Here is an 11038-nt window from a genome sequence, read left to right on the forward strand (position 1 = left end):
TTAAATACTCTAGTAAAGTACTTTTTTAGAAATTATCTGACCATTAGTTAAAGTTACTTTTACTATTACCGTTTGCTTATTTAAAGTAATAGTTGAAGTACGAAATTCATTACTATTTACCGCTTCTTTATCAAACACTTTCCTTCCGATTAAATCAAAAACAGTAACTCGTTTTATATTTTCAAGCTCTGATTTTACTTTTAATTCATTTTTATCTTTAGAAATTAAAACGCTAGTATCATTTGATTCAAAACTACCGGTTCCTAAAGTTTTGTCAGTATAACGCAATACAAAACGATCATTGAAAGTTCCTATAGCTGAATTAAAATCATAGGGTGCTGCTTTAATATCATGAACTATATTCAATACTTTATCCTCAAGATAAATGTTTTGATTATCTAAAAATAATCCGTCGACATGATCAATAGCGATAGTGGCATTTCCAGCAACATTTATAGCATATCCTAAAGGAACACTATCGGTATCAACAAATGGCAATGCTCTTGCCTGTATTGCTAACTTATCAGTTCCAAGTATACTATATAAGGAATAGGGATGCGTATCATTGTAGACCAATCCATCGTACCCTGGATCAAAATCATTAGTAGCATTCGTAACATAGCCTACTAATGTCTGGCTTCCGTTTAAAGAATTATTTGTCAAATTAAGCCAAATTCTATTACTCTCTCCTGCATCATCTTGCTTTTTTGAAATTGACGCTGATCTATAGAAATTAGTATTTGTATTATTAATATCTCTCATTGAATTATCAAAAACAACATCTCCATCTGCATCTACCTCTACGAAAAAACCTTGCCCTGAAGCAATATATCTAGTTGGTGCTAATATATTTCCTGTTCCAGAGAAAACCCCTACTCCTCCGGCTTTAGTATAAGTGGCAAAATCAGTATCATCATAATTATTTGCTACTATTCTATGATTGTGAGACCAAAAATACAATGTGCCAGAAATAGTTTGTGTACCAGTTCCTGTGGTAATATTTGCATCAATAAAATCATCCGCATCTAATGCCGATGGATAAGGATTTCCTACTAATCGCTCACCTGTTCCAATATCTGGCCCTGATGTTCTTACAGTTACTGGAACACTTATAGTGCCATTATTAGGAACTCCAGTAAACATAAATGAAGTATTGACCGTTGGAGTGCTTGTACTTGTTCCTTCTGGAGAACGAATAAGATACCCAATTCCTGGTTCAAAAACAGTAGTTGAAGCATTTACATTAGCATAATCATTATCATAAATGAAGTATTTATCACCTAAAGTATTTGGGGAAAAATCAAACAAGGTTTGTGGACCGCTCGTAGCAGAAGACCAAAACGTAAAATCATATAAAAGTAGTGGTGTTGTGTTTCTTTTTACAATTATATTCCCTGTATTTGAACCCGTAAATGTAGTTTGTATTAAACTCGAATTATTTTCTAGCGTTAATTTTCCTGGATTAATTACCGTTACCTTGTCTCCTACTGTTAAAGTTAAAGAAGGTTGAAGCGTAACTGCTCCATTAGTTATGTCAAGTGTGTTATCAATATTTATATTACTAGCCATAGTATAAACACCGTTAATGCCTGAAAACAAAAGATCATAATAATTACCACTAGTAACTGTTTGTGTCAAACCATAATACTCAACGGTTCCCGATTCAAAAGCCTTACCATTGGTAACCCCAGAAAAACGTACTGTCCCATCCATTGATGGAACTGTTGTATAAGCTAAACTACCGCTTCGCATGTCCAAAACAGCATTGGGAGCTACAATATTTATAGCATTTGCGGTTAAATTAAACCCATTCATATCAAAAACGGGAGCACCGCCATTACTCATATTAAACTGAGCACCAGTCACTATTGATGCTGAAGCTACCTGAGTTCCGGAAGTATTATCTAATTGAAGAGAAGGAGATCCATTATAAGTCCCACCAACAATAGTTTGGCTGCCTGTTGCATTATTATATACCACCGTACTAGCCCAAGTTATCCCTAATGGAATTGGTGTAGCAGAAGAATTAGCAGTCTTAAGTTGTCCAATCCCTGAATTAGAAAAAGTCCCACCACCAATCAATGCAAAAGTAGACATATCAAGCACTGATGCCATATTAGTAATGTTTAGATTATTATTTACTGTAATGGCAGCCACAGCAGTAACGGCTGCACCTGTATTAGAATTAGTAAGATTATTAAATATATTAGCGCTTGTCCCTCCAATAGATTGAACACCCACTCCATTAAAAATTACGTTACTGCTATTAGGGGTAAAGGTTCCGTTATTAATCCAATTCCCAGTCAGTGTCAAAGTATTTGAACCAGAAATAGACAAATTTGTACCACTCGCAATAGTAATATTACGGCAAATACCTCCAGTAGCACCAATTATTGGTTGATTAGTTGCTGTAGTAATTGTAACGTCACTTGTCGCTGTAGGTACACTATTTCCACACCAGTTTCCCGGTGTATTCCAGTCAGTATTAGAAGATCCCAGCCAAGTTCCAGGCAAACAAGAAGTCAACACATTTAAAACACCTGTAGTTGTAGAGCCAAACCACGTACTATTTGTATGAGTTGCTGCAGAAATAGTACCTCCCCATGAGCCTAATGCAGTCTGAAGCGTTCCTCCAAGCGTTAAAGTTCCCGATGCCGATGTCGATCCATTTGGAAAAAGAGCCACAGCAGTACCATTTATTCCTAAATCTCCCGAAATAGTAGTTGCCGCTGCAAAAGTCTTATTCCCCGAGCCACTAAGAAACAAAATTCCGTAATTTTTTGTTGCCACAGTTTGATTGTTACCACTATATATAGTGGTACTTGTTACACCTAATGTCGTGGTTGTAAAAGTCGGAAACGTACTTGCACCGTTTATTTTTAATGTACCACCGTTAGCCACCGTTAAAGTTGAACCTCCCGAAATCGAGAAACTACCATTATCTAATGTTGCTCCACTCGCAATAGTAAGAGGTACTGAAACATTAAAAACTTTAATCCCGTTAGAAGTTATAATTCCTGTATTTATAATACTAACACCACCTGTTGCTGCAAATGGTGTCTTCCATTCTACACCTGCTGTACGAGCGGTTGCTGTATTATATTGCAAAGTAGCCGTCCCACCATAGATTGGCACTACAGAAACCGTAGCCGTTCCTTCCATAGAAAGAATACCGTTTATAGTTGGTACACCTGATAGAGTTTTTGTTCCTGAATTGGAAACCGTAAGATTATTAAACGTTGATACTGTAGCTAATGTTTGTGCTACTCCTCCAAAATTGACTGTTCCTGAACCGGCGCTAAAATTAGTTCCAGAACCATTCCAAGCCGTAGCACTTGTTGAATTCACATTAAGAAGACTCGCACCTCCATTCAATGTTCCATTTGTCAGAGTAATATCGCCGGTAAAAGTATTTGTTAATCCTGTTCCTAAATTTAATGCTCCTCCAATTCCATTTATGGTTAATCCAGCTCCATTCACATTACCAACAAAAGTTGCAATCCCTGCTGTTTTTGACATTGACACTAATCCAGTTGTAGCAAAACCTGCAATACTTTGAATTGCCATAGTATTTGTAATGACAATTGGAGAACTACCTGCGGTAAATGTTCCTCCATTATTAATAAAATTACCCCCAAAAGTTAATCCTAGATTATTAGTTGTCAACTTTGCACTACTATTAATGATAAGTGGAACTCCAACATTAAAAACTTTAGCAGTATTTAAGCTTATTATTTGAGCACTATTAAGAATAACACCACCGGCAGCAGAAAATGGAGTAATCCATTCCTCAGAGGTTACCGTTCTTGCATTTGTGGTATCATATTGCAGTGTAGCATTCGAACCATAAGTTATAACTCCAGTTGTCACAACCACCACCGCAGTACCTGCAAGAAGAAGTTTTCCATTTACAGTAGGAGTAGTTGAAAATGTTTTTGTCCCTGAACCTGAAAGCGTAAGATTGTTATAGGTAAGAACAGCTGCTGTTTGATTTCCTAGTCTATAATATTCAACCGTACCTGTACCAGCTACAAATGCCCCTCCAGTTCCTGAGATGCTTGCTCCAATTCTCAAAATACCGGAACTGCAATCAAGTGTACCTGCAGTTCTAGTCCATGTACTTGAGAAGGTATGCGTACCTGACCCTAAGTTTAATGTTCCTCCGGTTCCATTAATTGTTAATCCACCACCATTTACATTTCCTGTAAAAGTAGCTATACCAGCTGTTTTTAGCATACTAACAGCTCCTGTTGTAGTAAAACCTTGTATTGTTTGATTAGCTGTTCCTGTAAATTGAACTAGCGCAGATAATAATGTAGCTGTTCCAGAATTAGTATAATTCCCTCCTAAAAGCAACCTCCCTGCTCCAGTAAAAGTAAAAGTTCCAGAATTAGTAAAATTTCCTGTACTTATAGTTAATCGACCTGTACTCAAAGTAAAATTCCCTGAATTTGTAAAATTTCCAGTAAGCGCAACAATACCTGTTGTTCCTGTAAGAGTACCGTTATTTATAAAAGTACCCGTTGCGGTAAGTGTTATGTTAGCAATATTTAAAGTGGCCCCTGAGTTTATCGTAACATTTACAATACTAGCATTAGCTCCTAGAGTAACCGTATTCACTCCAGTTGTCGCTATTATTACATTATCGCCAGCTACTGGCGCGACACCCCCCATCCATGTTGTCCCAGTTGTCCATGTCCCTCCTGTAGCAGTACTCGTTATAGTCGCTGCATTTGCTAATGAAAAAGAAAATAAGAAGGAAGAAAAAAATACTATTTTACAAACACAAAGGCTAGGTTTATTATCATAAAATAAAGACAGTAATTTTAAAGAGTTATCTCCGGTAGTAACCCTGTCTTTTTTTCTTGCATTTGTTTGAAAAGAAACAGGAAATTTAATTAAAACTAAAAAAAAATGGGGTAATAATTTCTTAATCATATTTGTTTGGAATTTACATAAAATCTTTTACCGTTCTATGGTATTTTAGCAAAAGACGATTCTTACAAAAACATAAAAAAATAATATATAAACAAAATTAAACCGTTTAAAGACAATTATATCAGTTTAAAAGCTATTTTATTATATATACGTATCGTTTAGGGATTTAGATTAGAAAAATTGCAAATAAAAAAAAGCGCATTTTGTTTCAACAAAATGCGCTTTTTTTATAATACTTGAAGCCGTTTTAATAAATAATTTTCTTTGTTACAGTTTTACCATTTTCTAATATAATTTTAACAAGCAAGACTTGATCATTCATGACTAAATTTGGTAGTACTAATTTATTGGCATCAATATTTATTTTTTCATATACTGTTCTACCCAACAAATCATATACCTCAACTTTATTTATCACTTCAACCGATGAATCTATTTTTATCAGTTTATTTTTATTAGAGACTAAAACGGCACTATCTCCTTTATCAAAAGTGCCAGTCCCTAAAGTTTTATCAGTAAACCGCAATACAAAACGATCATTGAAAGTACCTGATTCTGTAGTAAAAGTATAAGGTCCATCTTTTAAGTTTTTAATACTATTTGTATTCTTGTCTTCAATAAAAACATCTTGAGACGCAAACAATCCATCAACTTCATCAATATCTATAGAAAAGGCACCTTCAATAGTAGAACTAAAGCCTAATGAAACCTCATCATTTTCATCAAAAGGCAGAGCCCTCCCTTGTATGGTTAAATTTTTATCTTCATTTACACTGTAAAAATCGATAAACTGGTTTCCATCAAAACTCTCTCCATCAAAAGAATTATCATATCCATTAGTAGCATTTGCTACATAACCCAGTAAAGTTTGTTTGAAAGCCCCTTTTGCATTAGACAAACTCAACCAAACACGATGTTTATCAACAACCTCTAATTGTTTTCTATTTTTTTTAGTACTAAATTTAAAAAAACTTGAATTTTGCCCAGCCTTACGCATATTGTTATTAAATAAAATAGTCCCAGTTCCGCTAATTCTTCCAGTAATAAAAAATGCCTGCCCAGAAGCAATATTCCCGTCTGACACAGTATTATTAACCCCCGAACTAATGGCTTTTGTAGTTTCTGTCCCTCCTGTTAAGTTATAAGAAGCATAATCATCCGATGTATATAGATTATTAGTTATAGCCGTATTATGAGTCCAAAAATAAATAGTCCCGTCCAAAGCACTCAAATTAGCAGTTAAAAACAAATTAGCATCTATTGCAGATGGATATGGATTCCCAATAAGATGAGAGGTTTCAGCTGAAAAAGAAGTTGGCACAGATATAGAAATATCTCCATTATTTGGGACACCTACAAAAGAGGCTTCATAAACTGACCTAGAACTCGCTGAATAATTTTCTGGTCCCTGAATAATGTATCCCTTACCCAAAACCATGGTAGCTGTAGGTGCTGCTCCAACCCATGAATCTGAAGCTCCATCAAAAGAATAAAACTTGTCAGAAGAAGTATTAGGAGAAACATTTATCAATTGTTGATTCCCTACTGGTGACGACCAATAGGTATAATCAGAATTTAGAATTGCTGTAGTTTTTCGTTTGTAGATTATGCTCCCAGAATTAGCAACATTATTTATTTGCAATAAACTTGCATTATTTTCAAATGTCAACGACCCTCCCGTTACATTAACACCATTAGTTATCGTTAAAGTATTTAAAAAGACTACAGCTCCTGAAGTTACTTGGCAAGAACAACCAGCCAAATCAGATGAAGAGGTATAACCCCCACTAAAGACAATATTTTTTGCACTCGTGGGTGTTCCATTTGACCATGATGTTCCATTCCAAGTAGTGGTCAATGATAATATCACCACATTGCTCGAGGCTAATGAAGTGCATGTTCCATTAGACACGGTATAGTTATAGGTTCCTGCAGATAGACCGGAAATAGTGGCATTAGTCCCCGTTCCAGTTATACCTCCCGGATTTAATGTCCAAGTCCCAGTCGCTGGTAAACCACTTAAAACTACACTACCCGTTGGCAAAGCACAAGTAGGCGGAGTTATTGTTCCTACACTAGGAGCTGATGGTGATGTGTTTACCGTAAGCACCCCATAGTTACCATTCTTTATACAAGAAGCCGATGTGATTTTTGCTCTGTATTTATATTTATCCATTGTAACTGTAATACCGCTAACAGTTAGCGTTGTTGTAGTTACTCCTGAATAAATAGCATCGTTTGTTAAATCATACCAACCCGAACCATTATTCGTATTAATCTGCCATTGATACGCAGGAGAGGCCCCGGAGGTAGCTGTTGTAAATACCGCATTATACCCAGAACACACAGTAACATTCAACGGATCAGTAGTTGTAAATGAACAACTTCCTCCGTATATAATCGCATTAACTAAAGCCACTAGGACCGTGGTCTCTGTTGGGCTTGTTACTTGAGTCCCAGGTACAACATTAGGAACAAACAAAGAGGGATCAATTGTTACTGATGCATGAGGATTTACAGCATAAATTTGTTGATACCCATCACCTCCGGCTGTATCAAATAAACCAGCAATATTTCCCCCTACTACAACATTTCCCTGCTTTTGTAATGTAGAAGTCAAAACACTGGTAAGATCACCAGCTATAACAACATTACTTTTCCAAAAATCAGTTGTCCCGTTATTAACATAATCACCATAAACTACAAGAGTGGTTAAGTCACTCCCAGAACCCATATCAAATATTCCTCCAGTATTGACCGTAAAATCATCATAAACAGTAAGCCGTTTAGTATCACTGATTGTCAAAATGCCAGAAATACTTAGGGTTTTAGCAAATGAATCAGCCGATATATTAACAATTTTTCCAAAAGGTATTACTACATCATGAGCTGCTGTTGGTACTAAATTCAAAGACCACTTTGAAGCCGTATTCCAATCACCATTTAATCCTGTATATGTATTTGTTTGTCCATTCACACGTATTTGGAAAAACATAAAAAAAACAACTATGGGTAAAAATTTTTTCATAATTCATCGTTTTTAAGATTCTTTAATAAACGCTTACTATAATTACTACATTATAATATCTATGATTTTGAAAATTTTAGGATTATCAATCCCTTTTTTAAGCTATTTACATCGTTTATTAATTCAAACTAATCAATATTACGAAGCTAATCCTATGGTTTATTCTATACCTAAGTATCTCTACTTAAGATTTATGGTGAATTTTATTTAGATAAATTATAGAATCTGTTCAAAATATAATTACAATAGATATTTATTATAATTGTCTCTTTTCATCATCTGATTCATTTATGCATTAATAACGATTTGTCAGTTTAAGTATCACAATAAAATTATAAAAAAAATCGACAAAACGCCATTTTATCAGTCAAAATACGTTTTTTTTATAAATTATTTTATATTTCATAAGAAAAATACTCAAAAAAAATCCCGCTCTAATACAAATTAGAACGGGTTTTTATTATAAAGGTGCAGGATTTAATGCGCTATAAGGACCTGAAAAAGCGCAAATACCTGATTACAAGTATATATTATTTTTTAATTCTCTTTAATAAATAATTTTCTTAGTCACTGTTTTGCCATTTTGCAATAAAATTTTAACAAGCAATACTTGATTATTTATGACTAAATTAGATATTGTTAATTCATTTAAATCTACATCTATTTTTTGATAAACCGATCTTCCCAACAGGTCATACACCTGAACTTTATTTATCATCTCAACGGATGAATTGATTTTTATTAGTTTATTCTTATTAGAAACCAAAATCGTTTTTTCCAATGTTTCAAAGCTATCCGTATCTAAAGTTTTATTAGTATTGGTATATCGCAATACAAAACGATCATTGAAAGTACCCGATTCAGTAGTAAAAGTATAAGGTCCTTCTTTTAAGTTTTTAATACTATTTGTATTCTTGTCTTCAATAAAAACATCTTGAGACGTAAACAATCCATCAACTTCATCAATACCTATAGAAAAGGCACCTTCAATAGTAGAACTAAAGCCTAAAGAGACCACATCGTCTTCATCAAAAGGCAAAGCCCTTCCTTGTATGGTTAAATTTTTATCTTCATTTACACTGTAAAAATCGACAAACTGGTTTCCATCAAAACTCTCTCCATCAAAAGAATTATCATATCCATTAGTAGCATTAGTAACATAACCAAGTAAGGTTTGCTTAAAAGCGCCTTCTGCATTGGTTAGATTAAGCCAAATTCTATGTTTTTCTATTAAACTTGTAGTTTTTGAATTAGTCATCTTGAAAAACTGAGAATTATCTCCTGTTATACTACCTACACCAACCCTCATACTATTATTGAATGTAGCAGTGCCACTAGCCTTACCTGTAGCAAAAAATCCCTGCCCTGATCCAATTTTACCGGAAGGTTTTTGCCCACCATTTGGAGCAACAGTACCTCCTTGTAAATAGGCTACACCATCTGTTCCAACTCCCCCTGTAAGATTATAAGAAGCGTAATCATTAGAAGAATAAACGTTATTGGCGATAGCCGTACTATGTGTCCAGAAATAAAGAGTTCCATCCAAAACCGAACTATTATCCGTTAAAAACTTATCTGCATCTAAAGCAGATGGATATGGATTTCCTATAAGATTTGAGCTGTCTAATCCTCCAATTGAAACAGTGATTGTTCCATTATTTGGTACACCTTTAAAATTAGCTTCGTACAAGCCAGGAGGCGTTGGTGCAACATAATTTTCAGGACCCCGAATAATATAACCAATCCCTTTTACCATATTATTTCCCGAATTTTCCGGGGTCCAAACATCTAATATAGCATTATAAGAAAAAAACTTATCATAAAGGGTGTTTGGGGATACATTATACAATGTTTGTGGGGACACTGGAGAAGACCAATAGGTGTAGTCAAATTTACTTATTGAGTTCGTTTGTCTTCTATAAGTTATACTACCGGTATTTATTGCAGCATCATTTATTTGCACTAAACTAGAATTATTCTCAAATGTTAGGGTTCCAGTACCTAAAACAGTAACCTCATTAGTTATTTTTAGAGTTCCACCAGATAAAATAGTTACCGATTTACCTGAATTTACCTGACAAGAACAAGCATTGATATTAGTCGCTGAAGAATAAAATCCATCAAAAATTATTTTATCAGAACTTGTTGGGGCTAATCCAGTAGACCATACAGAACCATTCCAAGTATTAATAGCCTGATTATTAATAGTTACACCAGATGATGCTACAGAAGTACAAGTTCCCAGTGTAGCTGTTAAGGTATAACTTCCACTTGGTGCAGTCACTGTATTTCCGGAAATTGTAACTCCAGCTGATGGACTTGCAGTATAAGTATAAGATGCATTATAATTAGTTATTGTAAAACTTCCTGTTGAGGTGCTACAGGTTGGCTGTATTACAGTGCTTAGAATAGGTTGTACTGGTGTTGTAGGTTGCGCATTAATGGTTACACCAGATGATGCTACTGAGGTACAAGTTCCCAATGTAGCCGTTAAGGTATAGCTTCCAGTTGGCGCAGTTACTGTATTTCCCGAAATTACAACCCCAGTTGATGGACTTGCAGCATAAGTATAAAATGCATTATAATTAGTTATTGTAAAACTTCCTGTTGAGGCGCTACAGGTTGGCTGTATTGCAGTGCTTAGAATAGGTTGTACTGGTGTTGTAGGTTGCGCATTAATGGTTACACCAGATGATGCTACAGAAGTACAAGTTCCCAGTGTAGCCGTTAAGGTATAACTTCCAGTTGGTGCAGTTACTGTATTTCCTGAAATTACAACTCCAGCTGATGGACTTGCAACATACGTATAAGATGCATTATAATTAGTTATTGTAAAACTTCCTGTTGAGGCGCTACAGGTTGGCTGTATTACAGTGCTTAGAATAGGTTGTACTGGTGTTGCAGGTTGCGCATTAATGGTTACACCAGATGATGCTACTGAGGTACAAGTTCCCAGTGTAGCCGTTAAGGCATAACTTCCTGTTGGAGCAGTTACTGTATTTCCTGAAATTACAACCCCAGTTGATGGACTTGCAGCATAGGTATAAGATGCATTATAATTAGTTATTGTAA

General features: G+C 35.0%; 3 protein-coding genes. All 3 read right to left on the reverse strand.

Annotation, left to right across the window (positions count from 1 at the left end; genetic code table 11):
• Window positions 1–9 precede the first annotated feature (9 nt).
• The gene (locus OA85_RS14370) at window positions 10–4938 is read right to left on the reverse strand and encodes a T9SS sorting signal type C domain-containing protein (RefSeq protein ID WP_039110478.1); all 4929 of its coding nucleotides are present in this window, start codon (window positions 4936–4938) and stop codon (window positions 10–12) included.
• Window positions 4939–5185: 247 nt separating this feature from the next.
• Window positions 5186–7966 carry a T9SS sorting signal type C domain-containing protein gene (locus OA85_RS17090; RefSeq protein WP_052257269.1) on the reverse strand — a complete coding sequence of 927 codons (2781 nt, stop codon included), beginning with the start codon at window positions 7964–7966 and terminating at the stop codon, window positions 5186–5188.
• A gap of 547 nt (window positions 7967–8513) precedes the next feature.
• The coding region (locus OA85_RS17095; protein ID WP_052257270.1) for a T9SS sorting signal type C domain-containing protein at window positions 8514–11038 on the reverse strand (2525 nt) is incomplete at its 5' end.

Source organism: Flavobacterium sp. AED, assembly GCF_000812945.1.
Lineage (GTDB): Bacteria > Bacteroidota > Bacteroidia > Flavobacteriales > Flavobacteriaceae > Flavobacterium.

Bases quoted from the DNA above. Each gene is read 5' to 3' on its own strand.
- OA85_RS17090 (WP_052257269.1), bottom strand. From the start codon at position 7,966: ATGAAAAAATTTTTACCCATAGTTGTTTTTTTTATGTTTTTCCAAATA.
- OA85_RS14370 (WP_039110478.1), bottom strand. From the start codon at position 4,938: ATGATTAAGAAATTATTACCCCATTTTTTTTTAGTTTTAATTAAATTT.